The 24270-nt window shown below is 59.4% G+C and carries 19 protein-coding genes and 7 pseudogenes; 9 read left to right on the forward strand and 17 right to left on the reverse strand.

All coding sequences use genetic code 11. The features are described from left to right. Positions 1-22: 22 nt before the first annotated feature. The 4 genes and pseudogenes from ACZYHG_RS32035 to ACZYHG_RS32050 all read left to right on the forward strand — a co-directional run. A pseudogene (locus ACZYHG_RS32035) lies at positions 23-967 on the forward strand (IS110 family RNA-guided transposase); the annotation flags it as partial. A 187-nt stretch (positions 968-1154) separates the two neighbouring features. Further along, complete coding sequence (gene istA / locus ACZYHG_RS32040; protein WP_464615121.1) at positions 1155-2669, forward strand: IS21 family transposase; 1515 nt, start codon at positions 1155-1157, stop codon at positions 2667-2669. Next, positions 2666-3481 carry an IS21-like element helper ATPase IstB gene (gene istB / locus ACZYHG_RS32045; protein WP_464614968.1) on the forward strand — a complete coding sequence of 272 codons (816 nt, stop codon included), beginning with the start codon at positions 2666-2668 and terminating at the stop codon, positions 3479-3481. Before istA ends, istB begins: the two co-directional genes overlap by 4 nt. 31 nt (positions 3482-3512) lie before the next feature. After that, complete coding sequence (locus ACZYHG_RS32050) at positions 3513-3707, forward strand: hypothetical protein (protein WP_464615378.1); 195 nt, start codon at positions 3513-3515, stop codon at positions 3705-3707. Positions 3708-3936: 229 nt separating this feature from the next. Here the strand turns inward: ACZYHG_RS32050 and ACZYHG_RS32055 are convergent, their stop codons facing one another. Next, positions 3937-5109 carry an IS256 family transposase gene (locus tag ACZYHG_RS32055; protein WP_464615122.1) on the reverse strand — a complete coding sequence of 391 codons (1173 nt, stop codon included), beginning with the start codon at positions 5107-5109 and terminating at the stop codon, positions 3937-3939. A gap of 57 nt (positions 5110-5166) precedes the next feature. Here ACZYHG_RS32055 and ACZYHG_RS32060 point away from each other — a divergent pair, with 57 nt between their 5' ends. After that, entirely contained in the window at positions 5167-5334 is a 168-nt protein-coding gene (locus tag ACZYHG_RS32060) for a hypothetical protein (RefSeq protein WP_464615123.1), read from the forward strand. 65 nt (positions 5335-5399) lie between these two features. Here ACZYHG_RS32060 and ACZYHG_RS32065 read toward each other — a convergent pair whose 3' ends face one another. From ACZYHG_RS32065 to ACZYHG_RS32080, 4 genes and pseudogenes are all read right to left on the reverse strand, one after another. Beyond that, entirely contained in the window at positions 5400-5633 is a 234-nt protein-coding gene (locus tag ACZYHG_RS32065) for a hypothetical protein (protein ID WP_464615124.1), read from the reverse strand. Between the two features lie 165 nt (positions 5634-5798). Continuing rightward, positions 5799-6878 carry an IS5 family transposase gene (locus tag ACZYHG_RS32070; RefSeq protein ID WP_464614994.1) on the reverse strand — a complete coding sequence of 360 codons (1080 nt, stop codon included), beginning with the start codon at positions 6876-6878 and terminating at the stop codon, positions 5799-5801. Next, positions 6847-7098, reverse strand: coding sequence for a hypothetical protein (locus tag ACZYHG_RS32075; RefSeq protein ID WP_464615125.1), 252 nt, complete (start codon positions 7096-7098; stop codon positions 6847-6849). The genes ACZYHG_RS32070 and ACZYHG_RS32075 overlap by 32 nt, the downstream gene beginning before the upstream one ends. 170 nt (positions 7099-7268) lie before the next feature. Then, positions 7269-7563 (reverse strand): annotated as a pseudogene (locus ACZYHG_RS32080) (transposase); the annotation flags it as partial. Positions 7564-7716: 153 nt separating this feature from the next. On the opposite strand from ACZYHG_RS32080, the pseudogene ACZYHG_RS32085 reads away from it, so the two are divergent. Beyond that, positions 7717-8462, forward strand: a pseudogene (locus ACZYHG_RS32085) (transposase family protein); the annotation flags it as partial. Positions 8463-8604: 142 nt separating this feature from the next. Here the strand turns inward: ACZYHG_RS32085 and ACZYHG_RS32090 are convergent. From ACZYHG_RS32090 to ACZYHG_RS32100, 3 genes are all read right to left on the reverse strand, one after another. Then, on the reverse strand, positions 8605-10014 hold the full coding sequence (locus ACZYHG_RS32090; protein ID WP_464615126.1) for a D-amino acid dehydrogenase: 1410 nt from the start codon (positions 10012-10014) through the stop codon (positions 8605-8607). A 546-nt stretch (positions 10015-10560) separates the two neighbouring features. Further along, positions 10561-11697, reverse strand: coding sequence for a KamA family radical SAM protein (locus ACZYHG_RS32095; RefSeq protein ID WP_464615127.1), 1137 nt, complete (start codon positions 11695-11697; stop codon positions 10561-10563). A 343-nt stretch (positions 11698-12040) separates the two neighbouring features. Beyond that, on the reverse strand, positions 12041-12739 hold the full coding sequence (locus tag ACZYHG_RS32100; RefSeq protein WP_464615128.1) for a class I SAM-dependent DNA methyltransferase: 699 nt from the start codon (positions 12737-12739) through the stop codon (positions 12041-12043). Between the two features lie 1103 nt (positions 12740-13842). Between ACZYHG_RS32100 and ACZYHG_RS32105 the strand changes: the two genes are divergently transcribed. Further along, positions 13843-14247 (forward strand): hypothetical protein, encoded by a 405-nt coding sequence (locus ACZYHG_RS32105; protein ID WP_464615129.1) that lies wholly within the window; start codon positions 13843-13845, stop codon positions 14245-14247. 10 nt (positions 14248-14257) lie between these two features. Beyond that, entirely contained in the window at positions 14258-14746 is a 489-nt protein-coding gene (locus tag ACZYHG_RS32110; protein WP_464615130.1) for a type 2 periplasmic-binding domain-containing protein, read from the forward strand. A 223-nt stretch (positions 14747-14969) separates the two neighbouring features. Here ACZYHG_RS32110 and ACZYHG_RS32115 read toward each other — a convergent pair. From ACZYHG_RS32115 to ACZYHG_RS32140, 6 genes and pseudogenes are all read right to left on the reverse strand, one after another. Further along, a pseudogene (locus tag ACZYHG_RS32115) lies at positions 14970-15488 on the reverse strand (transposase); the annotation flags it as partial. Positions 15489-15592: 104 nt separating this feature from the next. Further along, positions 15593-15742, reverse strand: a complete 150-nt coding sequence (locus tag ACZYHG_RS32120; RefSeq protein WP_464615131.1) for a hypothetical protein — start codon at positions 15740-15742, stop codon at positions 15593-15595. A 119-nt stretch (positions 15743-15861) separates the two neighbouring features. Continuing rightward, positions 15862-16953 (reverse strand): amino acid kinase family protein, encoded by a 1092-nt coding sequence (locus ACZYHG_RS32125; RefSeq protein WP_464615132.1) that lies wholly within the window; start codon positions 16951-16953, stop codon positions 15862-15864. Positions 16954-17141: 188 nt separating this feature from the next. Next, entirely contained in the window at positions 17142-18416 is a 1275-nt protein-coding gene (gene ectB, locus ACZYHG_RS32130) for a diaminobutyrate--2-oxoglutarate transaminase (protein WP_464615133.1), read from the reverse strand. A gap of 354 nt (positions 18417-18770) precedes the next feature. Further along, positions 18771-20371 (reverse strand): annotated as a pseudogene (locus ACZYHG_RS32135) (IS66 family transposase). A 42-nt stretch (positions 20372-20413) separates the two neighbouring features. Beyond that, on the reverse strand, positions 20414-21508 hold the full coding sequence (locus ACZYHG_RS32140; RefSeq protein WP_464615134.1) for an IS1595 family transposase: 1095 nt from the start codon (positions 21506-21508) through the stop codon (positions 20414-20416). Between the two features lie 368 nt (positions 21509-21876). Between ACZYHG_RS32140 and ACZYHG_RS32145 the strand changes: the two are divergent. Continuing rightward, positions 21877-22517 (forward strand): annotated as a pseudogene (locus tag ACZYHG_RS32145) (transposase); the annotation flags it as partial. A 102-nt stretch (positions 22518-22619) separates the two neighbouring features. Here the strand turns inward: ACZYHG_RS32145 and ACZYHG_RS32150 are convergent. The 3 genes and pseudogenes from ACZYHG_RS32150 to ACZYHG_RS32160 form a co-directional block, all read right to left on the reverse strand. Then, the gene (locus tag ACZYHG_RS32150) at positions 22620-22811 is read right to left on the reverse strand and encodes a hypothetical protein (protein ID WP_464615135.1); all 192 of its coding nucleotides are present in this window, start codon (positions 22809-22811) and stop codon (positions 22620-22622) included. A 181-nt stretch (positions 22812-22992) separates the two neighbouring features. Further along, positions 22993-23991: a site-specific integrase gene (locus ACZYHG_RS32155; RefSeq protein ID WP_464614953.1), complete on the reverse strand. Its 999-nt coding sequence runs from the start codon at positions 23989-23991 to the stop codon at positions 22993-22995. Further along, a pseudogene (locus tag ACZYHG_RS32160) lies at positions 23988-24182 on the reverse strand (tyrosine-type recombinase/integrase); the annotation flags it as partial. The pseudogene ACZYHG_RS32160 and the gene ACZYHG_RS32155, both read right to left, overlap by 4 nt. Positions 24183-24270: the final 88 nt, after the last annotated feature.

The raw sequence follows: 24270 nt of genomic DNA on the forward strand, positions 1-24270 counted from the left end.
CGCAAAGGAGAGGCAGGCATCCATGGAAAAGGTTACCATCATTGGGGTCGATCTGGCAAAGAACGTGTTTCAGCTGCATGGCGCGGCGGCTGACGGATCAGTCGTGTTCCGCAAAAAACTGTCGCGCCTGCAGTTTTGCAAGTTCATGGCGGGTCAGCCAACATGTGTAGTGGCGATGGAGGCGTGCGCCGGTTCCCATTATTGGGCTCGCGAGATGGTCCGGCTTGGCCATCAGCCGAAGCTGATTGCACCTCGGTATGTCAAGGCGTTCGTCAAGCGGCAGAAGAACGACGCAGCGGATGCGGAGGCGATCGTCGAGGCAGCGCAACGGCCAACGATGCGCTTCGTCGAACCGAAAACCGAGGAGCAGCAGTCTCGGTCCATAATGTTTCGCACCCGAGAACAGCTGGTCAATCAGCGCACTGAGTTGGTCAACGCCTTGCGTGCGCACCTTTATGAGTTCGGCCACATCGCGCCTCAGGGAATTCGTTATCTGAACCGATTTGAATGTTTCGTTGAGGACGAGAAAGCCAATTTGCCTGATCTGGCCCGCGAAATCTGCCGCGATCTGCTGGACCGGATCTACCAGCTAACAGGCCGGATCGACGCACTGAAGAAGAAGATCGATGCTCTGTCGAGGGAAGCTGAGGCATCTCGGCGCTTGCAAACCATGCCCGGCGTTGGCCCCATCGCCGCACTGGCGATCGAAACTTTCGCGCCCCCGATGGAGACGTTCAAATGCGGCCGTGACTTCGCCGCCTGGCTTGGGCTCGTCCCGTTGCAGAAATCGACCGGCGGCAAGCAACGACTAGGAAAAACCTCGAAGATGGGCCAATGCGATATTCGACGCCTGCTCATCATTGGAGCCATGGCTGTGGTCCGATGGGCATCGCGGAAGGGCGCGCCCGAGGGCTCCTGGCTCGCGCGCATGATGCCGAAGAAGCCGCGCATGCTCGTGGCTGCGGCGCGGCAATCAACGTGAGAGCGCAGCGTCAATCAGGATGAGAATGCCGGCGGATTGGAACGCAGGGAGGGCGTAGCCCGACCGGAGTTTCAATCCGCCGGCGGCGCGTTCCTTTTTGGGGGACTTTCGTCTGGTGATCACGGTCGACCGGGTATGCCGGTGGTTTTTCCTGTTGGGGAGGAATCGCTTTGTGCCCGGCCGCCACGTAACCGATCACCATATGAGGCTTTTCATGAAGTTCCGGCAGACCAATACGACGGCCGTCGCGGCGGCGAAGGCGTCGATCAGTATCGCCACGGCCTATCGCATCGAGAAGGATTCGAGACTGCCGTCACAAAAGAAGGCGCCGCGGCAACGGCGCCGTGCCGACCCTCTCGCCGATATTTTCGAAGCCGAGGTCGTGCCCATGCTGAGGGCAGCTCCGGGCATTCGGGCGATCGCCATCTTCGACGAGATGATCCGGCGTCATCCCGAGCTTGGAGCCGGCATTCGCCGCACGATCGAGCGCCGGGTCCGAGCCTGGCGCGCCGTCCATAGCGAGGAACAGGAGGTCATTTTCCGGCAGGTTCACGTACCCGGGCGCATGGGATTGTCGGATTTCACCGACATGGCCGCCGCCGGCGTCACGATCGTGGGCCAGCCACTCGATCACCGGCTCTACCATTTCCGGCTCGCCTATTCCGGCTTCGAGCATGCGCATGTCGTGCTCGGCGGCGAGAGTTTCGTCGCTCTGGCGGAAGGCCTGCAGAACGCGCTGTGGTCGCTCGGCGGAGCTCCCCGCGAGCATCGCAGCGACAGCCTGTCGGCGGCGTTCCGCAACCTGGATAAGGACGCCCGGGAGGACCTGACGCGCCGCTACGACGAACTGTGCGGCCACTACGGCATGACCCCTTCCCGCAACAATCGCGGCATCGCGCATGAGAACGGCTCCGTCGAAGGCCCGCACGGCCATCTCAAGCGGGCGATCAATGACGCGCTGCTGATGCGGGGATCGAGCGATTTCGACGACCTGGCAGCCTATCGTCGCTTTGTCGACGAGATCGTCAGCCGCGTGAATGCTCGCAACTCCAAGCGCATCGACGTCGAGCGGGCCGAACTCCAGGAACTGCCCGTCCGGCGCACTTCCGACTACGAGGAGGTCACCGTGCGCATCACCTCATCGGGCGGGTTCACGCTGCGCAAGGTGTTCTACACCGTGCCCTCACGCCTGATCGGCCACCGCCTCAGAGTGCGGCTTTTCGATGATCGGCTGGATATCTTCATCGGCGGCACGCAGCTCATGACGCTGCCGCGCGGGCGCGCCTCTTCAAACGGCAAGCACGACCAGGTCGTCAATTATCGGCATGTCATCCATTCGCTGCGCCGCAAGCCGATGGCGCTGCTCAACCTCGTCTATCGTGACCAGCTCTTCCCCCGCGAGGCCTACCGGCGAACCTTCGACGTGCTCATAGAGCGACTGCCTGAGCGGCAGGCCTGCCGGATCATGGTCGAGCTTCTCGCCATGGCGCACGAGCGCGGCTGCGAGAGCGAACTGGCTGATCAATTGACCGCCTCGCTACAGGCACGGCGATTGCCCGACATGGCCCCCTTGCGGGAACGCTTCGCGCCGGATCCCGCCCGGCTGCCGAATGTCGTCGTGCGTCTTGCTCCGCTCAACGCCTATGAAGCCCTGCTTGGCGCCAACCTGACAGGAGATGCGGCATGAAGACGAACCCCGCTGTCGATTCCGCCAGGGTGAGCTTGCTCCTCAACGAACTGCGCCTGCCGGCCATCAAGGTTATGTGGCCGCTGTTTGCCGAACAGGCCGACAAGGAAGGCTGGCCCGCCGCCCGCTTTCTCGCCGCGATCACCGAGCACGAGATGGCCGAACGCGATCGACGCCGCATCGAGCGGCATCTCGCCGAAGCCCGCCTGTTGCCGGGAAAGACCCTCGATGCTTTCGAGTTCGAGGCGGTGCCGATGATCTCAAAGGCGCAGGTGATGGCGATCACCGCCGGCGACAGCTGGCTCGAGAAGGGAGCGAACCTGCTTCTGTTCGGCCCGCCCGGCGGCGGGAAAAGTCATCTCGCCTCGGCCATCGGCCTCGCCCTCATCGAGAACGGGTGGCGGGTCATGTTCACTCGCACCACCGATCTCGTTCAGAAGCTTCAGGTCGCGCGCCGGGAGCTCGGTCTCGAAGCCGCCATCAATCGGCTCGACCGCTTCCACCTGCTGATCCTCGACGACCTTGCCTATGTCACCAAGGACCAGGCCGAGACCAGCGTGCTGTTCGAGCTCATCAGCGCCCGCTACGAGCGGCGCTCCATGCTCATCACCGCCAACCAGCCCTTCGGCGAATGGGGGAAGGTTTTCCCGGATCCCGCCATGACGCTCGCCGCGGTGGATCGCCTCGTCCATCACGCCACAATCTTCGAACTGAATGTCGAGAGCTATCGGCGGCGCGAGGCCATCGAGCGAAAGCGGGGGCCAGGCAGGCCGGCGTCATATGCGACGCCCGCAAACGTCAATCCTGATTGACGCGCCGCGACAATCAAACCGATAAAACCTCTTGCGCGCGACAATCAATGCCGAGATTATCATCATCGCCGCGACACCAGATTCTCATCCAGATTGTCGCGCGTTTCTCTCCCAGATTGTCGCGCTATACGTGGCCATTGCGCTGGCCAACAAGATGGCGCGTGGCATCTGGGCCATGCTGACAAAGGAAGAGGATTACCGGAATCCGGCAACGGTGCCTGCATGAGCATTCAGCAGCACACCTGAACCGGTCCGTCGGGGATGTGAGGAAGGCCTGAACCGCATGGGCAAATGATCGATCAGATCGGGATCAGGAAACCAGAATGACGCACCGAGCCTCGCGCTCGCTTTCTAGATTTGGACCTGATCCGCGTATCACCATACCGGCCCGCGGCACGTCATGGCCGCAAATCAAGGCCTGACACAAGACCGCACTCGATCACGCGTTCAAAGGTTCAAAATCTTCCTTGCAAAACGGCTGGCATCCACACAAGCGTCATGTAGCGCGCCCGCTGCACGGCCCATTCGTCGTTCTGTTCGAGCAGGAGCGCGCCGACGAGGCGGACGATGGCGTCATCGTTGGGGAAGATGCCGACGACCTCGGTCCTGCGCTTGATCTCGCCGTTGAGGCGCTCGATCGGGTTGGTGCTATGCAGCTTGGCGCGGTGCTCCCTGGGGAAGGTCATGTAGGCCAGCACGTCGGGCTCGGCGTCGTCCATGATTGTCGCCAGCTTCGGCACCTTCGGCCGGATCTGGTCGGCGACGGCGCGCCATTGGGCGCTTGCGGCCTCGGGCGTTTCCTGGGCGAAGGCGGTGGCGATGAAGGCTGAGACGACCCTGCGGCTCTTGCCGGCGTGCGCCAGCACGTTCCTCATGAAGTGGACGCGGCACCTCTGCCATGTCGCGCTCAGCACCTTGGTGACGGGCGCCTTGAGGCCTTCGTGGGCATCGGAGACGACGAGCTTGACGCCGCGCAGGCCGCGACGGGTCAGCTTGCGCAGGAACTCGGTCCAAATCGGCTCGGCCTCCGAGGTGCCGATCTCCATGCCCAGTACCTCGCGCCGGCCGTCCGCGTTGACGCCGACGGCGATGATGACGGCGACCGAGACGATGCGTCCGCCGCGGCGCACCTTCAGGTAGGTGGCGTCGATCCACAGGTATGGCCAGTCGCCCTCGATGGGTCTTTCAAGGAACGCTTTGACCTTGCCGTCGATCTCTTCGCACAGCCGGCTGACCTGGCTTTTGGAGATGCCGCTCATCCCCATGGCCTTGACCAGGTCGTCGACCGAGCGGGTCGAGATACCCTGAACATAGGCTTCCTGGATGACGGCGGTCAGCGCCTTCTCGGCCATGCGGCGCGGTTCGAGGAAACCGGGGAAGTAGGAGCCCTTCCTCAGCTTCGGGATGCGCAGCTCGACGGTGCCGGCGCGCGTCTCCCAGTCGCGCTCGCGATAGCCGTTGCGCTGGGCCGTGCGCAACGGGTTCTTCTCGCCATAGCCGGCGCCGGTGGCGCCCCCCACCTCCAGCTCCATCAGCCGTTCGGCGGCAAAGCCGATCATCTCACGCAAGATATCGGCGTCGGGGGTCTTCTCCACGAGCGTGCGCAGGTTCATCATGTGGTCGGTCATCGGTGGTTCCTTCGAATCAGGTTGGTGTTAGCAACCAGACCCTACCGGGGAACATCGATGACCGCCGCAAAGCCGCTCGCTCGCTACGGCGCTGTTGAGGGCGCGCTCGCGAGCGGCTTAGCTACCGCCGAGCTACACCACGTCTGGGGACGCGACCTCATCGAGTTCCTGAAAAGATCCTCCAACGTTTCGGAAAGCCATCGGGTAGACGGCTTCGACCTTTAGCGTGTTCATGAGGCTCTCGGCCCTGGCGTTGTCATAGGGATTGCCTCTGCCGCCCATCGATGCGATCAAACCTTGATCGGCAACAATCTGCCGGTAGATCTCTGCAGCATATTGGGCGGCCGCGACCGGAATGGTGAATGCAGTTTGGCGGTGGTCTTCTCCGATTGCTGGCGGCCGACCGCCCGGCGCGCATCCATGGAGCGGCCGATGGCGTAGCCGACAATCAAGCGCGACCAGGCATCGGGGAGGACGGCGACATAGACGAAGCGGGTCGGCAGCGCGACATAGTTTTGTCGCAAACCCAGAGCTGGACAGATCGATTTACCGCGGTTTTTGAACGGCAAGGCGGACAAACGGGTGCGGTTGGCCGAATCTGACACTATGACAAGGTTTTCGCCCCTTGCCTGGGTGGGGATGGCTGATCGATTTCGGCGTTGCGTCGGCGGTTTTCGCCGCACTCGCCGTTATGCGGACGCAGTTTGCCCCTCGTGCCAGACGAAGCGGGTGAGATTGTAGGCAAGGTTGGCCATGCCGATCTTCGTCCTGGCGCGGGCGATGCCGATGGTACGCACGAACAGGCCCATCCTTGATTTCTGCTGCGCGAAGACGTGTTCGACGAATGCGCGGGTTTTCGATCTCCGCCCATTGGCCCGCGACGTCGCCTCGCTCATCGGCCGACCCTTCGGCTGCTTCTGGTGGATGTCAGAGACGTAGCCGTTCTTCTCCAGCCACTCCTCGTTCTTTTTCGAGCGATAGGCCGTGTCGGCCCACACCGTCGAGCCGGTGTTGCCGCGGTTGAGCACATTGCGAAGCTGCGCGCCGTCATAGGCTGACGCGCTCGTGACGTTCCATCCCCGGATGAAGCCGTGCCGGCGATCAATCGAGGCATGGTTCTTATAGCCGAAGGCGGGAATGGCGATGTCGCGTTGCTGCGCCTTTCCCTCTTCGGCGACCTTGGCTTTCGAGAACTTCACCGTCCAGCGTGCATCGCGGTCCTTCTGGCGCAGCTTCGCGGGCTTCTTCTTCCACTCGTCCGGAACCTTGCCCGCCTTGATGTCAGTCTTCTCGGCGTCGGTATTGCGCTGCTTGGGCGCCGCCACGATGGTGGCATCGACGATCTGCCCGCCCATCGCCAGGTAGCCGGCCTTGCCGAGGTGCTTGTCGAAACGGGCGAACAGGTTGTCCACCGCGCCGGCCTGTGTGAGATGCTCCCGGAACAGCCAGATCGTCTTGGCGTCCGGCACCCTGTCTCCGAGACCCAGCCCGAGGAAGCGCATGAAGGATAGCCGGTCCTGGATCTGAAACTCGGCCTGGTCGTCAGACAGGCCGTAGAGCGCCTGCAGAACCATGATCTTGAACATCATCACCGGATCGTAAGGCGGCCGGCCACCCTTCGCGCCATCGGAGCGCTTCAGCGCCTTGCCCAGCGGCTTGCGGAAAACCTCCCACGGCACCACCGCATTCAGCTTCTCCAGCGGATCGCCGGCCTCGCTCAGCCGGACATATCGCTCGTCAATGTCCCAGAAACCAGCCTGTCCCCGCATCCACTGCCTCCGTGCAAATCAACGCGTCGAGTGAATCAAAATCCGGTTCCAAAGGCGAGGTATTTCGAACTGTCCAGCTGGTTCGGACCGGCCGGAACCATCTCTTTCGCCCAGTGGGGAAGATTGGCTCATGATCGCTGCCGGTGGCCACGAAGCGCCGCCACATCTTTGGCTGCAGATCATGCTCGCGCATCAGGCGCCGGATCTTGTTGTGATTCACGACGAAGCCTTGCTGACATAGCGCAGCGCCGACGCGGCGATGGCCCTAGAACTCGAACGCGTCGCAGATCGCGAACATCGCCCACAATCGCGGGTGTCATCGGCCCGCTTTTGCGGGCGGTCACAGTAGGTCGCGCGCGATGCGATCAGTCGGCATCTTTCCGCGATGGAGATGCTGGGCGGTCCTCTTCTCGGCGGCGGTGCGCTTTTCAGTGCTCCCATTAGGAACTCCAGTTCCAGAGCCTGCTTGCCGACGAGTCGCTCAAGGGCAGCAATTCGGGCCTCATATTCCTGAATCACGTCGGCCGCCTGCGCATCGTCATCAAAGGCGCCTTCCTCACATTTGCGGACCCAGACACGAATCAGGTTTCGGGTGACGTCGTGCCGTTTCGCCAAACCGTGAAGCGCCTCGCCTGCTGATATTCGCCGCTTAAAACTCGATGCTGTGAGTGTGATATCTTGCCATGGGTCCCATTTTCGAAAACCTGACAAGCCTGGTCAATTCCTCAAAATGTCCATCCTCAGGGCGCACTCAAAAAACCGGCCCTTATTCGGGTCTGATTCACATTTGATAATTTTTCATTACGGCGTGGTGCTGTTTCTGAGGGGAACCATCCCCATGGCGAGCATTTTGCGTTTGTCGTCCTTGATCCCTGCCGGATTGTTTATCGAGAGCACCGCCGATGAGCGCGGAGTGTTTGTGGTCTCAGCGCGCGGTAAAGCCAAAAAGCGGGCTTGCCGCTGTGTGCAAAGTCGTCGGGCCGTGTCCATAGCCGATACATCAGGACCAGTTGCCGACTTGCTCTGCGCGGGCAAGCGGGTTGAGCTTCGGCTTGTGGCCCGACCCTTTGTCTGCGATGCGCCGTTCTGCCGGAGACGGATCTTCGCGGAACGGTTTGAGGATGGGGTTGTCACTAAGCGGTCCTGACGAACGTCGCGGCTGAAGTGCATCGTTCCTCATCTTGGTCTGGCGCTGGGTGGCAGACCGGCCGCCGGCTTTGCCAAGCGACTGATGGGCCAGTCAGCCAACGACACACGCTGTTGAGGGTCTTGCGGCGTCGAGCGAACGTGGTCTGTGCGGTCGATCCGTGTCGCGATCGGTCGATCCGGACCTGCTCACCTGCGCGGAGAAGCTGCAAGATGAGGGCTACCTGCGACGCGAGGAGACGAAAGCCGCAATAATGAAGCTCGCCGGCGACGGCATTCCTATCAAGGAGATTGTGCGCCGCACCGGCCATGGCCGAAAGCTTGTCCGCCACGTGAACCGGGGCGAGAGGACCGATCTCTTCCAGGTTCGGCAGAGTTCGCTCGATGCACCTGCCGTTGCTCGATGAGCTGTGGAAGTCAGGCTTCCGCAATGGAGCGACCCCACGGCGCGTGATCATCATAGCAGATCCGGCAATCATTTCCGCGCCGAAACACAAAAGTGTTCTTCGTGCCCTTCTGACGATAGGCCGTGGCTTTTTCTTCCGGAGACCGGCCTGATCGCGCGACCGTGACACTACGCTCAGAGCGCATAGTTTTCCGGTGCGACCGCTTCGGTCGTCAGGTGGCCCCCAGTGATGTAATCTGTAGCTATGCGGGCCGACCCGCAGGCCATCGTCCAGCCGAGCGGCCCATGGCCGGTGTTCAGGAACAGATTGTTGTAGCGGGTCGGGCCGATCACAGGCGGACCGCCCGGCATCATCGGGCGCAGGCCGCTCCAGTTTAGAACGGAGTCGGCATTCACATGGTCCTTGAGCTCCGGCAGCATTTTAAAGCCATCATCAAGGACGCGCAGCCCTTCTTTGATGTCAACCGTGGTATCGTAGCCGGCGAACTCGGCGCGACCGCCCATCCGCAGGCGATCACCCATAGGCGTGATCATCGCATGGAGGCCGTCGTCCATGATCGGACGTGTCGGCCCTCCTTGCCAGCCGTTCAGGGGAACGGTGATCGAATAGCCCTTTACTGGAATGATCGGCAGATGGATGCCGAGCCTGCTCGAGAATTTCGGGCTGTAGCTACCAAGCGAGAGAACGAAGGCGTCCGCTTGGATCTCTCCCTTGGTCGTGTGAATATGTGAAATTGTCGTCGCGCTTTCCCGCTTGATGTCAAGGACTTCGGTGTCCATCAAGAAAGTTGCGCCATTCGCCTGTGCCACCCGCGCGATCTCGTTTGTGAACTTGTGAGCATCGCCGCTTTCATCATCAGGAAACAGAACAGCACCGACGTAGCGGTCGATGACCGGCGCGACGCAGGGTTCCTTTTCTAGGATCTGAGCCTTGTCGAGCGTCTCGAAGACGACGCCCCATTCTTCCATCTCCCGGCACATCTGGACAAACTCGGACATCCGTCCGTCAGGTGGGAACATGCGCATCGTTCCGCGGACGGTCTGGTCATAAGTGAGCCCCTCTTCTGCGCGGATAGCGCGCAGGGTCTCAAGGCTGAGCCGCGCCAGCCGGATGTTGGCGATCATGTTCGCCTTGTGCATACGGGCCGTGGAATTGGCGAAGAACTTGAGGCCCCAACCAATCATCGAGGGGACAGCTCTCGGTTTGATCTTCAGCGGCGAATGATCGTCGAAGAGCATTTTCCCGAGGTTTTTCACCGTGCCGGGCGAGTTCCAAGGACCAGAGTCGCTTGGGTTCATCAGACCGCCGTTCGCGAAGCTGGTTTCCATACCGGGGCGGTCCTGACGATCAATCACAGTGACGTCAAGACCAGCCTTTGTCAGCATGTAGGCAGTCGTGCTTCCGACGACGCCAGCTCCCATAACAACAACTTTCATTCTTCGTTGCCCTGCCCTTCTAGAAGTCCTTGTACGGCCCCATTGGCCTCCAGTCGCATTCGGGCCTCGAACGTCCCTAATCGGGAAGGGGCTGAAGCCCACGCTGTCGCGCCGGCCTTTGGAATCTGCGTCACCACGTTCTCTCATCGACGGCTAATGCCAAGACTGGCTCACCTTTTTGGAATCCAGAGATGCGTCATACGCCAAAGGACGAAGACGGACTCCAGCGCCGTGACCTCGGCCAGGATCAGTCGAAAGAGTCCCGGACAAACCCAAGGCGCTGACCTTCGGCAACACGCTGCACTGGTCGACGTCGGCACGGAACTCTCCGTTGACGCGCAGTCGCCCCACACATGTTTGTCGCAAGGCACGCGATCATGCTGAAATGCCGTGTGACGGCCCTCTATGACGCCGAGCTCTGCTGAACGCTGAGAACGCCATTGACATCTTTCTTCTTATCGCCGCGCGGCAGAAGCGTTCCGCAAGGAAAAGAAGAACGGTCCTTATCCGGAATGATCAACATCAGGACCGCGGCACACGCGATCATGAATAGCAGCATGCGCTTTATTACTGCACTTCCACTGTCCATTTTATTTGGCAAGCATGAAAGGATTAAAGTCGCGCAATCACCGACGGTCCGTCGATCACATCCTGCACGCGGCGCGCTCCGGCGAGCAACGGTGCGCTTTTACATTAGTCGAGTCTGTCCGGATCTTTCCAAGTTCTCCACTCGTAGTTCCGGAGTGTGATATACCCAGGTCCAGATCCTATCAGGTAGTTGGGATTGAGTGGCGTCTTGCCGAGCGGCGTGCAGATTACATATTGCGGCACCGCAAAGCCGGTGGTGTGCCCACGCAAATTCTCAATAATGTGCAAGCCAGTATTAATTGATGTTCTGAAGTGCTCAGCGCCCCGCACCAGGTCGGCATGGTACAAATAGTACGGTCGCACACGTGCCATAAGGAGTTTATGGACCAACTCTTTCATCACCTCGACCGAGTCGTTAATGCCTTTCAAGAGCACCGATTGGTTGCCCACCGGAACCCCCGCTTCAAGCAACCGTTCGATAGCGAGTTTCGCTTCAGGCGTGACCTCATTGGGGTGATTAAAGTGGGTATTGATCCATATTGGATGGTACTTTTTAACCATCTGGCAGAACTCGGGCGTGATCCGCTGTGGCATCGTTACAGGCGTTCGAGTGCCGATCCGAATTATCTGAACGTGCGGAAGATGCCTGAGCCTTGCCAATGCGTACTCTATCTTATTATCGCCCATCGTCAGCGGATCACCTCCACTTAACAGTACGTCCCGAATCTCTGGCCGCTCGGCTATATATGCTATGCCTTTGTCGATGAGAGCTCGATTGCTGACGATTGCGTCTTGGCCCGCGTGAACCTTGCGTGAGCAGTGTCTGCAGTAGATGGCACACAAATTTGTAATATGAAAAACTACGCGATCTGGGTACCTATGAACGATGCAACTCACGTCGGTCTTCCCCTCCTTCCAAAGAGGGTTTTCGGAATCTACGCCCGATTGGTGAAATGAGGGGAGCTCATTTACATGGAAGACGTCATCAAGTTCCTTGATGTTGGGGATAGCCTGTAGGCGAACTGGATCGTTCGGATCCTCCTTGTTGATCAGCGAGAGGTAATACGGCGTTACCCGGAAAACATACTGCTCACCCACCTTGCGGAAAACTTCTTCTTCTTCCGGCGTAGTGTTTATATGGTCCTTGAGCGCGTCGAAAGTGGTGACGCTGTTAGCAAGTTGCCAACGCCAGTTATCCCACTCGCTGTTTCGCTTGTCTACTGCGGCCGTTTCGGTCAGCATGCCACATCTCCGGTTCGAGTACTTCTGTGGTTGGATTGTTGGTTCGCGATGTGCAGTTGGCCTTGAGGGACTCAGGGAAGTTTTCCGAACTCTTGGTTAGCCGAAGGGGCGAGCGCAGCATGAAACTGAGGATCTGCGGCGCCGGCCGCATTGGGGATTCGAACGCTGTTCGCTTCAAGCAGCGTCCGAGAGCCTTTACCATCTTTAGTGCCTGTGTTTCTGCGCGGGACGGGGACCTGCTTCAGGCGTGATCGGTGTCCAAAAACCTTTCGGATGCCGATCGGGGGTGCCGTTTCGGGTCAGATTGACAGTCAGATCCGCCAGTGAGATCTGCGGTAGTGTGTCATAGCCGCTCCTCCGTTGGTTTGCTCGCTTTATCAAGCACCTGGAAAACCCAATAATGCGCGTTTTCCTCGTAGTATCTGGCATCGCTTAGACAAAGTGCCCGCATAAGAACGCCCGCATCCTGCAGACGCCGCACTTCGTCTTCAAAGGATGTCGCCTCCGCATAGCTCTTGCGGGTGCTCGCGATGACGAGTCCGTTAGGGCGCGTGACGCGAGCCAGTTCGCGCAGCCCATCCGGTCGGGCATGCCTGTGCGTGAAGACGCCACAGCAGACTGTAATGTCATAGCTCGCGTTGGAGTAATCGGAGAGTGGGCCGTTAAGGTCTACATCGCCTGTGACATGTCGGTAGACACCGGTCTGTCGGGCCTTTTCGGCCATCTCCTCGATGAGGTCGAACCCGTCGATCAACTGAAAGCCAAGGCGTTGCAGCTGCACACCGACGAGGCCTGTTCCGCAGCCAGCGTCAAGGGTTGCGATGACTGCTCGCTCCTTGGCCAGATAGGCCGTCTGGATGGCGGCCGCCAGTTCTGCCACGACCATAGGCCCGCAATACCCCTGACGGCCGACATAGAGATCGTAGGTATCGGCCCGGTCGCGATAGTACTCGGCTAAGTAACCGACATCCGTGTCGAGTGCATGGGAACGCTTTTTTCGTGCGGTTTGGTCCAGCGCGGACTGTTGATCGGGGATTTTCATGACGATTCCTCCATCTAAGGGCAGATTGGATGCAGCGGTGTCCCCTTTGGCGCAATGGCGCGGCAGATGTTTTCCTTTACGCTGCGAATGCAAAAACGAACCGAGGCACCGGGCGATAAACCGTACCATTTCAAAGTCTGACTTACGGTCATGCAAACCATCTATGTCTCTCCTGTTGTGTCGGGGAAAAGGGTTGGTTGCTGTTTTCCGCCCGGTCGGCAGCTCCTGCCGGCTTGACGAGGGAGTTTCAAAAATCGCGCCAATTGCGCCATAAAAGCCTTGGAAAAAATATTCTGCATATCTTTTAATGGCTTACATGAGAGTTCAGCAGGATGCCAGGCGGAGAGGCACCGTGTCGGGTACTCGACAAAACCCGACAGCAGGTGTCATGTCCCGGCATCTTCTCAGGAATGGAGGAAGGGCTTGTCAACGGCACGTAACGTCAACTGTGTCCTGCTCGAATGCCCTCGATCCGCCCTATCGCTGTAACCTCTTCCGTGCCGAGATCATGGCTCTTGCGGTTTGGCTTTACGTCCGCTTTCCGCTAGTCTGCGCAGGGTCCATGACAGCTGCAGCCGCAGCAAAATCGCCACGCGTCAGCCGATCAACGCGTGCGGCGAGAAGTGAGCCGTTCAGCCGGCATTTTGCCAACCAGATCCTCTACTGCGGCGACAAATCGCATCTCAAGGAAATTGTCGTCACCGTTTCGCCGGGAAGCAGTGGCTTTCGCCGGCGTCGAGTTTTTCGCTCCAAATCCGGTGTCTCCAAATCGCCCCCACCCCAACGGCAGGTAGCCGTTATACTAGCAGCCGCAAGAATTTAACTGTTGCACTTTATAACGGTTATGCATCAGAATTATGAACACCAGAACAACTATTTATAAAGTCACCGCCCCTCTTCTTGACGCTTCGAATCGGCTGGAGCATATCTTATGCGAAGAAGATGCCTGGAGGGGGCATCATAGGGTCGTCCTTAACGCGGACGTTTTCTGCGCGATCTAACGCTAGCTGCGAAGGCAAACCGGTGGGGATTGATGCGGGATCCCGGCAACGGCTGTTTTTGCCGCGCGATCTGGTGACTTCTGAAACAGCAGGGAGATCGGAATGTTTCTTAAAGCCGACGGAAGTGAAGTATGGCTGCAGAGCTCGACAAAATTGCCGTATCTATCCCTTGCCGGCGTCATAGAATCTTCGGAGGACTACGTCGCAATTCGACCAAGGCTGCGTCGGGCCTACGAGCAGCTTTCAGGCATAGCCTCCGACGACGCATTTTTGGTGCGGGAACTCGCGGACGGCGGCTCCTTGGTCTTCTGCGCCCGACGCGACAAGAATTGCGCCTTGCTGCTGCTCGGGAAATTTCATCGAGGCCGGGAGAACCGAACGCCCTATGCTGTTCTCGAAAACCTCGTCGAAACGATCCGGAACAGCGTAGATGGAATCGGCCGGCAAACCGGCGCGACCATACGTTTCGAGGTCGTGCAACCCGAGTTGGCAATGCGTGACCGCTGAAGAAGACGTCATGAGCCAGCACATCGTCTTCATTTCGCTCCGCATCGAGTTCATGCAGCTCGCCAAGCACAGGCATTGCGGGTCACTGTTACAAGATCCGGCTTGTCGAGACGGAGCGCGTCAAGTCATCGTGCTGGCTGCCGCGCCCAGCCTGCAGCACCATCCTCTGCGGGCGCCGGCTGATCCGGCGGAAACGAACTCTCCTGCATCAGACTGCCGGCCCGAATCCTGGTCAGGATGGTCCGCGAGCAGGGGATCGCGGCAAAAAGGGCCTCTCGTGGTCAAACTCTACCTTTTCGCCATGCTCATCGAAGCCGCTACGGCCGGCAACGGCGTGGCTTTGCTGACCTTACCCTCCATCGAGAATGATTTGTGTGCCGGGCGGCTGGTGTTGACCTGCACCGCTACGCTTCGGCCATGGCGCCTATTGCCTGGTCCATTTCAAAGTCTGTTGCAGGCGGAAGCAGCCTGCTGCTCGCAGCAGACTACGGCGATCTGACCGCCGATCGTACGTCACTGCCGCAGGCGAGCCCCACCTCCGGTTCGGCTGGCGCCGCCGACATTTCGTCGGCCAAGCCAGACAGTTTTTCGAATGGTCGGACAACCCCAGCAATATCGCAGTTTCAATCTCGCCAAAAACAATCGACTACAAACCGGTCAAAAAATCTGGGGGCGGCCGTGAAAAGATACTGGTGACTGGCGCTGGCAGAATCGGGGCCGGGTCAAGTCCGGGAACTGCTGGATAAATTCTGGCGGGGCTCCTTTGCCGCTGCTTTCTTGTCGAGGCCGTTTCGGGCCTCGTATTCCTGATCGAGTTCCTGCCTGACGGCGGTCATCTGGCGGCGCTCGAAGTCGGTGATCCTGATTTGCCCGCCACCGCTCGGCAGCTCGGATCATGGCGCCGAACATGAGCTTGAGAACGGGCTCTCGCCGAAGGCATTGGGAATGATCTTTAGCCTGCGCCGCTCCTCGACGAACAGACGTTCCAGAAGATTCGTGGTCCTGATGGCGCGGCGGTGAGTGATCGGCATTCTCAGATGCGCGATTGCAGCTTCGAAGTCGCCCATGAAGCAGGCGACAGCGCTCGGCAACTCGATCTCATAATCCCTGACCAGCCCCGCGGCGAGGTCGCGGGCGATGGCGCGCGAGGGGGCCTGGTAGGCGGCGGTGGCGCGAGCCTTGAACTCGGGTCAGCGGTCTTCCAGCACCTTGGCGGCGAGATTGCGCATCCGGTGCGCCATCCGGATCGTGAGTCGCGCCTCCACAGTTTCATCACAACGGTAGCGGCGGTCGGCGTGGCCGCCCGCACCCGCCAGCCAGCCAGCAGGTCCGACACAATTTGGCATCAAGGGCGAACTGCGCCCGCATGACGGCTAAAACGGCGCAAAAACGCCGGCGCCATGCCAGCAACCAGCATCAGGGTCAGCGTCAACGACGGATACTGAAGCCTCCGCACGCGGAAATGCATGTAATTCGAGCACACCAGTTGAAACATGAGGAGGCATCCAGAGTTGAATGGAGACATTTCGACCCAAATGGCTTACCGCGGACTTCCCGGCGCATTGTTTGAAGGAATGAGCAGCGAACTATAGGCCGAGGGCTGCCCAGCCATTCTCACCGAGAGGGTGCGCCAACTGCTGCAGGATACATTCGTTCGTGGATTTGGCGTGCCAGGGAAATGGCGCGGTCATAATCGCCGACCAAATGGACGCGCGACACGGAAGAATCGAGTTCTGTCACCACGTTTTTTGAACCAATGAACACCGGGGCAGTGTCCGTCAGTGCGACAAGCCGGAGGGCAAAATCGATATCGCTCATAATGCATACCACTACCGCGTGGCTGTCCTCCACGCGGATCGCGTTGATGTCGTGTCGAGCAAGAAACGCGCAAAGGTTGTCGCATTCTTCAAGGGTGGCACACGAAAACACCGGGATGTCGCGAGCTACGGTCACAGAACGGGCCTTCCCATGGCCAGTTACGATCGTACCGGCGATGGCTCCGTCGCTGGTCAGCGATTTGCAAACAATGGTGACATTGTGCGTTTCGGCGTAATGTACCGCCCTGTGGTGCAGTACCTTTGCACCATGTCGAGACATCTGCAGGATTGTCCGATAGGCAATCTCCGGAATCAGGTGTGCTCCTGGGACAAGATAAGGATCCGCCGTATACACGCCCGGAACATCCGAGTAGATTTCGCAAGCGTGCTCCCCCAACATGGATGCAATTGCGATAGCTGTCAGGTCCGAGCTGTTTCTGCCGAGAAACGTTAGCCTGCCGGACTGGTCAATTGCCTGGGCGCCTGCGGCAACGACAACGTCATGCTCCTGCAATGCTGCCATAATTGGCTTAGAATCTACGCCTTCTATTGACGCGCGACCGAAGTCCGAATTCGTACGTATTCCAATGGAATAGCCGTTCAAAGACATGACCGGAACACTCAGCCGGCTGATGGCGGCCTCCAACATGCAGGCACTGAGCATCTCTCCGGTTGCAAGTGCCCCATCGAGGTTCGATGGTGATACTTGCTTGTTGACGTCGAGCATGACTGCTTTCAGCTTGCCAGTGGTGCCCGACATCGCGCTGACCACGGCAACGATTTTGTTTTGTCCAGCCGCCAGTCGGTCGGCTATGTGCCTAGCAATTCGACCGTAGTCGTTGGGATGCAGAAAAGAAGAGCCCCCGAATTTCATAATCGTCGAGTTCATGTTCCACCAATCACGTCGTCGGCAACTTGCAAGCTGTTAGATGAGAGATGCCTTAAGCGCGCGGCCCGCCTGATATCACACCTCAACGGGCCCAGGCGGTCGCCCCGCGGCGTGATCCTTTAGCACCTTCGATTCCGGCAGCCGCCAATTGACATCCCACTCTCCATGCATCACAGCCTCGATCCGCTTTAGACGCTTGCGTGCACAGAACTGTCCAAAATGTCGAGACCGCGTTGAAGCGTCTTCCCGTCAATTGTCAAAGGGGGAAGAAGCTTGACAACCTGGTCCTCCGCGCCGCATCGCTCTACTACAAGCCCATCTTTAAAGGCCTTGTGGACGATTTTCTCGGCCAGCTTGCCTGTATTACAGTCGAGCCCGAGCATCATGCCCCTACCGCGAATGGAAAGGCTATGATCGCCGCTACTTTGAGCAATCTGCTGAAGGCGCTCGCTCACAATGCGTCCTGTTTCCGCAACGCCATCAGACAGCTTTTCATCCGTCCAATATTTTCGCAACGCAGCAGTCCCAGTCACCAACGCAAGATTGTTACCTCTGAAAGTTCCATTGTGTTCGCCCGGCTGCCAAACGTCTATTTCAGGTTTGAGCAGCAAAAGGGACAGCGGCAATCCACAGCCGCTGAGCGACTTCGACAAAACAATGATATCTGGCGATAAATCGGCAAATTCGAAACTGAAGAAACTACCTGTTCGTCCGCAACCTGCCTGAATGTCATCAACAATCAGGAGGATACCGTTCTTTCTGCAAATTCGCTCGAGCGACTGCAGCCAGTCCTGGCTCGCAGGGTTGATGCCCCCCTCGCCTTGGACTGTTTCCAGAATGATGGCTGCCGGTAGATCGACCCCACTGCTTGCATCAGCAATCAACCTGTCCAGATCTTCCGAAGTGTCGTGATCGGCTCCCCAATACCCATCAAAAGGCATGAACACTGCGCCGGCTAGAGGAACGCCTGCCGCATCTCGGTAGGTTCGATTACCCGTTACCGCAAGCGCGCCCAAGCTCACTCCATGAAACCCGTTAGTGAATGAAATTACAGTTTGCCGACCAGTGGCCTTACGTGCGAGCTTTAAAGCCGCTTCCACGGCATTGGCCCCGGTGGGACCGGGAAACTGAAATTTGTATGTCAGGCCACGTGGACGCAATATTGTCTCATCAAAATACTCCATAAACTCTCGTTTTGCAGAAGTAGCCATGTCCAGCCCATGAATAATTCCGCCAGAGTCCAGGTATTTCTTCGCATCATTTAAAAAATCCGAGTCATTGTGGCCGTAGTTGAGGACACCCGCGCCGGAGAGAAAATCGATATACTCGGAGCCATTCTCATCCTCGAGAATGGCTCCCGCAGCTTTTCTGAACACAACAGGAAAGGTTCGCGAATACGCCCGCACGTTGGATTCGAGCGTTTCGAAGGCAAATAGCGAGTTTGAGGTATTCTCTTGAAGCATAATTTTTCCTCAACCAAACGACGGCGCCATAGGATCGCAATTGGAATGCCGATGGCTCCGGAGAGTTATAACCCATCCTCGCGCCGCATAGATCTATTTTATGTTAAAGTTATTTTTCGGAAACTTTGTAAAAGTGAAGAAATTGTAAAATATATTGCATTTGCCATTTGGTCTCGGGCGGCATATTGCCTGGGGCCTCCCAGATACTTGTTCGCTGGCTCCACCGGCGCGTGGTCTTGTCTTCTTCCAGAATCGGCATTCGTAGGGGAAACCTGGCCGTGATCGGCTCTCCCGTCAGGCAGCATCCGGCGTGCTCGCGCTAGCTTGAGGTAACCGGGGCAGATTACCGGGCAGTCAGGCTTGAGCGGCTTGCCTAACGAGATCCGGGAGCGGCGGAATCGACTCTTGTGTTGGTATGCCGAGGCGGTCGCCGAGATAGCGGAAGAATGAGACGTCGAGCTTGATGCAGGTCTTCATCAGGCCGAGCAGGACGTCGCGGGCGTTCTTGCCTGCCTCGCTGACGGTTCCGCCGGAGATCTTGCGCTTGGTGACGAAGGTGCGGATGTCGTTTTCCGAACCATTGGTGTGGAGTGGGATCTCGGGACGATCGAGAACGCGCAGGAGTTCATGCTTGCGGCGATGCAGCCTGGCAAGAAGCCGGTCGAGCATGACGTAGCCGGTTCGTCGTTTGAACAGGCGCTCGAAGCGGGCGCGCAGGGCCGCCGCGTGGCGCGGACAAGGAGCACGCTGGTAGCTCTTGAGGTCGCGATAGAACCACCAGATCAACTGGCGCATGATGTCGACGGCCTGACGTTGATCCGGGGTCACGGGTATCAATTTGTGGACGAGCCGCTCGGCGTGGACCCAGCACAGAGCATGGTCGCCGATGCGGAACTGGCCGGCATCATCGGACACGACCACGGTATCGCCAAGAAAGCCGTGGTGGCGGATCGCTCCCCACATCGCCCCTTCGGTGGCGATCCTGACTGGGTTGGGCTCAACCGCGAGCTGGTCGAGGCCGAGTGCGGCCAGATGCGCCTGCCATGCGGCGCTGTCGGCAAATGCCTTGTGCGGCGCAGCCGCCAAGCCGCGCGATCACCGGACCGGCGAGGTTGCGGCCGCGCATATAGGCCAGGGCCTCTTCATTGATGAAGTAATCGCTGTGCCCGGCACGCAAGCGTCGCCAGGAACGCCTCCCGTGACTTCGATCGCCCGGTGCGGAACGCGGTGAAGCGGCGATCGCCGATCTGGGTGGTGTAGCCGTCCTGGTGGGCGTGGCGCGCCGACGTATCATCGACGGTGATCCAGGGCGCCGTAGCCAGCCCGGCGCGCAGCACGTCACGGTCCTCCGCCGCGAAGGCCTCCAGGCCCTCCGAAATCAGCCGCACCACCTGGCGCTTCGAAATGTCGACCCCGATCCCGGTCAACAACGCCGTCAACCGCTCCGTCGTCACCTGGCCTTGAATGTGACAGGCCAGAATGAAGCGGCGCAGGTTCGCGCCCCAGCCGCCGATGATCCCCGCCGGCAACGGCGCCACCATCGTTTCGCCGGTCGGTGTCACCCAGCGCTCGCGGCGATAGCGCACCACCTCGGCCGACAACGCCAGATCGCGCACCAGGATCGTCTCATACCCCTTGAAGCGAGAGCCCGCAGGAGCGCTCACCGCAACCGTCACCTCGCGGCTCACGCGACCGCCGTCGCGCTTGGCGCCGCGCCGGCGGCGCTTGCCCTTGCCAGATGTCGGCTGCGTCGCCTTCTCCATGCCCGATGGCTTGGTCGGCTTGACCGGGGGACGCGGCGGCAGGTCCTTCAGCCGGGCGATCTCATCCTTCAGGGTCTGGTTCTCGGCGCGTAGCGCCTGGTTCTCAATCTCAAGGCTCTCGACCCGGCCTTGAAGACCGCGCACTTCGCCGATCAGCGCAGAAACCAGCCCGCGGAGTTCCGCAAGCGACAGGCCTTCAAGCGAATCAGTCGGTGGTAGCGTCACGGGCCTTTATCAACCAAAGACAGCTACGGCTGATTTGATGATGATGCCGCCATCCGGGCTTCGGCGCATCTGACGACCCGTGGCGGTGCGAAAAACATTCGTCAATTGCAGCGCAGGCGGCACGCGCGACCACAAGGTTCGCACGCTCTCCCGGCCATGCCGGGTTTTGCGAATGACGTTTCCTGTGACGACGCGCTGCGACCATCGGAAGCCGACCTCGTGGAAATACAGGTCGGCATGCTGCGGGCTGATATGATGAAAAACGCCGGCGATGGTACGGCGGACGCGGGAGTTGAAGCCCTCCACCGAATTGACGTGGACGGCGTCGCGCACATACTCACCGCTGGAATGCTTCACTGTCTCATGCTTGGCAAAGCTCTTACCAATGGCCATGAATGCCTTCCACTCGTCGCTCATCAAATGAGCTCCCAATTCGATCTGCGCTTCAATGACGCGTTCGCTTGCTCGCGCCGAGAGACTGGTCACGACCGCGGCACGCGCGTCACCGGCCAGAGTGCCAGGCATGACGTCACTCGGGCGCCGCACCATTGCCATGACTGGCGTTTTGTCCGTATTCGCCTGGCCTTTCCGGCCGCGGCCCGGAGGCGGGTCGTCGGGATTCTTTCTGGGCCTTCCACCGAGATGGAAATGGTCGATCTCCACCGTGCCGGCGAGCATGTTCTCCCGCGCCACCATGAGACGCAGTGCATGTCCCATCCGCCAGGCCGTTGGCTGGCTCACCCCGAGCGCCTCGGCCAGGCGCACCGACGACAAGCCCTTGTCGGATTGCAGTAACAGCCACATGGCCTTCAGCCAAACACGCAAGGGAAGCTTCGTGGAGTGCAGAGGCGTGTGTGTCGTCACCGTGAACTGGAACCGGCAATCGCCGCTGGAACATTGATAAAGACCCGGTCGGGCGCGACGCTTGCCGGTATCGCGACCGGCAAGCGCAATCGAGCGTTTGTATCCGCAGGCGGGGCAGATCCGGCCATCCGGCCACACCATGCTTTCCAGCAACCGACGGCAATGCTGCTCATCCCGGAAGGCCGCGATCATTTCTTCAACAGTCCGAATGTTGGAAAGCGCTGCAAGTATTTCAGGCATTCTCACCTCCTTAGACCAGCCCGAAGAATCGCATGAAAAGCCATACATCACAAGGATATTGCGGTCTTTGGTTGATAAAGGCCGCGTCACGCAAAGGGTGAATCACGAACGCACGCGCCTGCAAACCCCCACCGCCCGGTAATCTGCCCCGGTTACTAGCTTGAGCGGCTAAGCGCGCCGCCTTCCACAGTCTGCGTGTTTCAGAAATTCGCGGACACGGATCCCGCTAATTCGCGGACAGCGATTTCAGTAATTACGGGACAGTGATTCCGCTAATTCCCGGACAGTTTTCAGGGCGGATATAACGGTCGGTTCTCGGGAGCGCCGTTCTGGCATTTTGCCCTCTCATCATCGGGTTGAGAGGGGCCATGCCAAGACGGAAGCAAGCGAGACGAACGACAGTGAAAGACATACGATCAATCCTACGCCTGACGCATGAGCAGTGCGGTGTCGGAACGGCTGAAGATCAGCAAGACTTCCGTTTCGACCTATCTGTTGCGGGCGCGTGAGGCTGGCATCTCGGACTGGCCGCTGCCGCCGGGCTGTGACAATGACGCATCGCTTGAGCGGCTTCTGTTTCGCCGGGTTGGCCGTCCGCCGCAGGATCTGGACGAGCCCGATTGGGCGATGATCTCGCGCGAGCTGAAGCGCAAGGGCGTGACGCTGGCGTTGTTGTGGCAGGAATACCGCGCGGCGCATCCCGATGGTTATGGCTACACTTGGTTTTGCGACCGGTTCGGCGCTTTCCAGCGTCAGGCGAGCGCAACGTCCCGCAACCGCCACGAGGCGGGCGCGGTGTTGCAGACCGACTATGCGGGCCACACCGTGCCCGTCGTCGATCCCGATACTGGCGTCATCTGCCAGGCTCAGATCTTCGTTGCGGTGCTGGGCGCGTCGTCCTTCACCTTCGCCCATTGCCAGCTTCAGCCAGAAGCTGCCGGACTGGATCGAGGGCCAGTGCCGGGCACTCACCTTCTTCGGCAGAGTAACGAAGGCGATCGTCCCTGATTACGTGCCCGGGCGCACGTAATCGGGCTTTTGTGTCCCGCGCGGTTATGTGCCCTGCCGCCTGCTGATCCAGTGTTCTCGCCGACGGCGGGGCACATAACGATCAGAGGCCGGCGAGCCATTCGAGAAGTTTTGGCTCGCTTTGCCAGACTGGTCTTCGGGGCGGTCCCACCGAAGAAGTTGAAGGCACCTGGCAAGCCTCAAGCGCCTCCTGCTTCATCTTGATGTTGATCTCGGCATATCGGTTGGTCGTATCCAGGCTGACGTGGCCAAGCCAACCTCTTATGACGTTCACGTCGACACCGGATTCGAGTAAATGGACGGCTGTCGTGTGCCGGCTATATCTTGGTCGACATAGCCGTCACTATCTACCCTGCCGGACTATGTCGGGTAGCTACGACTTCAAATGCAAGCATCTGAGAAACATGGAGATTTCCTGCAGAAACGCCCGAGCCACCCGACATAGTCTGCCCGATTTACAGGTTGTTCAAGAACCCCAACAAATTGTCGTCAGGTCGGTAGCGGGATGACTTACCGGAATATGGGGAGGTCTTTGCCAACGCCGCCTCCTTCATCGCCAACGTCGCCTCGAGATAGATCTGTGTGGTCTCGACCGATTCATGGCCGAGCCACAGAGCGATGACGGCGCGATCGACGCCCGCCTGCAGGAGGTCCATGGCCATCGTGTGCCTCAAACGATGAACAGTGACGCGCTTTCCATTCAGCGACGGGCAAATGGCAGAAGCGCTCTGGCGGTGTTTGTTCAGCATATACTGAACACCATGAACGCTCAGCCGCTCACCTCTGGCGCTGGGAAACAGGATACTCTCTTCTCCGCGCTGAGGCTCTTTCAGCCAGCTTCTCAAGACTGCGGTCGTAGACTTTGCGAATGGCGTGCAGCGTTCCTTGCGCCCTTTGCCAATGACGCGCAGGTGGGCGCCCGTTCCGAAGAACAGATCGTCGCGCTTGAGACCGGTGATCTCCGATAGCCGCAATCCGGTCTGCACGGCGACCAGCAGGAACGCGTGATCACGTCGCCCGGACCAGGTCGATTGATCCGGTGCGGCCAGCAAGGCATCGACCTCTGGGCGGGTCAGGAAATTGACCAGGGTTCGAGTGAATCGCTTGCTGGGGATCGCGAGCACGCGTTGAATTTGGGCGGAATGCTCGGGTGCTTCGAAGGCCGCATAGCGAAAGAAGGAATGAATCGCCGTGAGGCGCAGGTTGCGGCTGCGGACGCTGATACCGTGATGGTTCTCCAGATCATCAAGGAAGGCAACGATCAACGGCGCGTCGATTTCCGCGAAGCTCAACCGAGACGGCGGCTTATGCACTGTTCGTGCAGTGAACTTCAGCAACTGCCGAAATGTGTCGCGATAGGAACTGATCGTATGGGGGCTTGCCTGCTGCTGTTGCATCAGGCGTTGGATGAAAAAGCGCTCCAAGAGTGGCGCCAGGCTGGCATGTTTGGTCATGTCCGATCCTCCCATCTGCGCTCGAGGCGGCGCATTGCTTCTTTCATCAGTTCGGGTGAACCGCTGAGGTACCATTGGGTATCGGCCACGTGGACATGGCCAAGATAGGTGGACAAAATGGGCAGGAGCCGCTCGGGATCCTGCTCGGCTTCGTACCACCGCACCAGCGTGTTCGTCGCGAACACATGCCGCTAATTCCGAGCTCGGAATTATCGGCATAACTCCGAGTGCCGGATTATTCCGAGTGACGGTCCGGGAGGCCAAAGAGTGCGGGCGATC

Source organism: Mesorhizobium subarcticum (assembly GCF_055456085.1).

Excerpts from the sequence above, each read along its gene's own strand:
- istB (WP_464614968.1), top strand. The coding sequence starts at position 2,666 with ATGAAGACGAACCCCGCTGTCGATTCCGCCAGGGTGAGCTTGCTCCTC.
- ACZYHG_RS32155 (WP_464614953.1), bottom strand. The coding sequence starts at position 23,991 with ATGACCAAACATGCCAGCCTGGCGCCACTCTTGGAGCGCTTTTTCATC.
- ACZYHG_RS32125 (WP_464615132.1), bottom strand. The coding sequence starts at position 16,953 with ATGAACTCGACGATTATGAAATTCGGGGGCTCTTCTTTTCTGCATCCC.
- ACZYHG_RS32120 (WP_464615131.1), bottom strand. The coding sequence starts at position 15,742 with ATGTTTCAACTGGTGTGCTCGAATTACATGCATTTCCGCGTGCGGAGG.
- ACZYHG_RS32070 (WP_464614994.1), bottom strand. The coding sequence starts at position 6,878 with ATGCGGGGACAGGCTGGTTTCTGGGACATTGACGAGCGATATGTCCGG.
- ACZYHG_RS32110 (WP_464615130.1), top strand. The coding sequence starts at position 14,258 with ATGAGCCAGCACATCGTCTTCATTTCGCTCCGCATCGAGTTCATGCAG.
- ectB (WP_464615133.1), bottom strand. The coding sequence starts at position 18,416 with ATGCTTCAAGAGAATACCTCAAACTCGCTATTTGCCTTCGAAACGCTC.
- ACZYHG_RS32105 (WP_464615129.1), top strand. The coding sequence starts at position 13,843 with ATGTTTCTTAAAGCCGACGGAAGTGAAGTATGGCTGCAGAGCTCGACA.
- ACZYHG_RS32140 (WP_464615134.1), bottom strand. The coding sequence starts at position 21,508 with ATGCCTGAAATACTTGCAGCGCTTTCCAACATTCGGACTGTTGAAGAA.
- ACZYHG_RS32095 (WP_464615127.1), bottom strand. The coding sequence starts at position 11,697 with ATGCTGACCGAAACGGCCGCAGTAGACAAGCGAAACAGCGAGTGGGAT.
- ACZYHG_RS32100 (WP_464615128.1), bottom strand. The coding sequence starts at position 12,739 with ATGAAAATCCCCGATCAACAGTCCGCGCTGGACCAAACCGCACGAAAA.
- ACZYHG_RS32090 (WP_464615126.1), bottom strand. The coding sequence starts at position 10,014 with ATGAGAGAACGTGGTGACGCAGATTCCAAAGGCCGGCGCGACAGCGTG.
- ACZYHG_RS32060 (WP_464615123.1), top strand. The coding sequence starts at position 5,167 with ATGACCGCCGCAAAGCCGCTCGCTCGCTACGGCGCTGTTGAGGGCGCG.
- ACZYHG_RS32055 (WP_464615122.1), bottom strand. The coding sequence starts at position 5,109 with ATGACCGACCACATGATGAACCTGCGCACGCTCGTGGAGAAGACCCCC.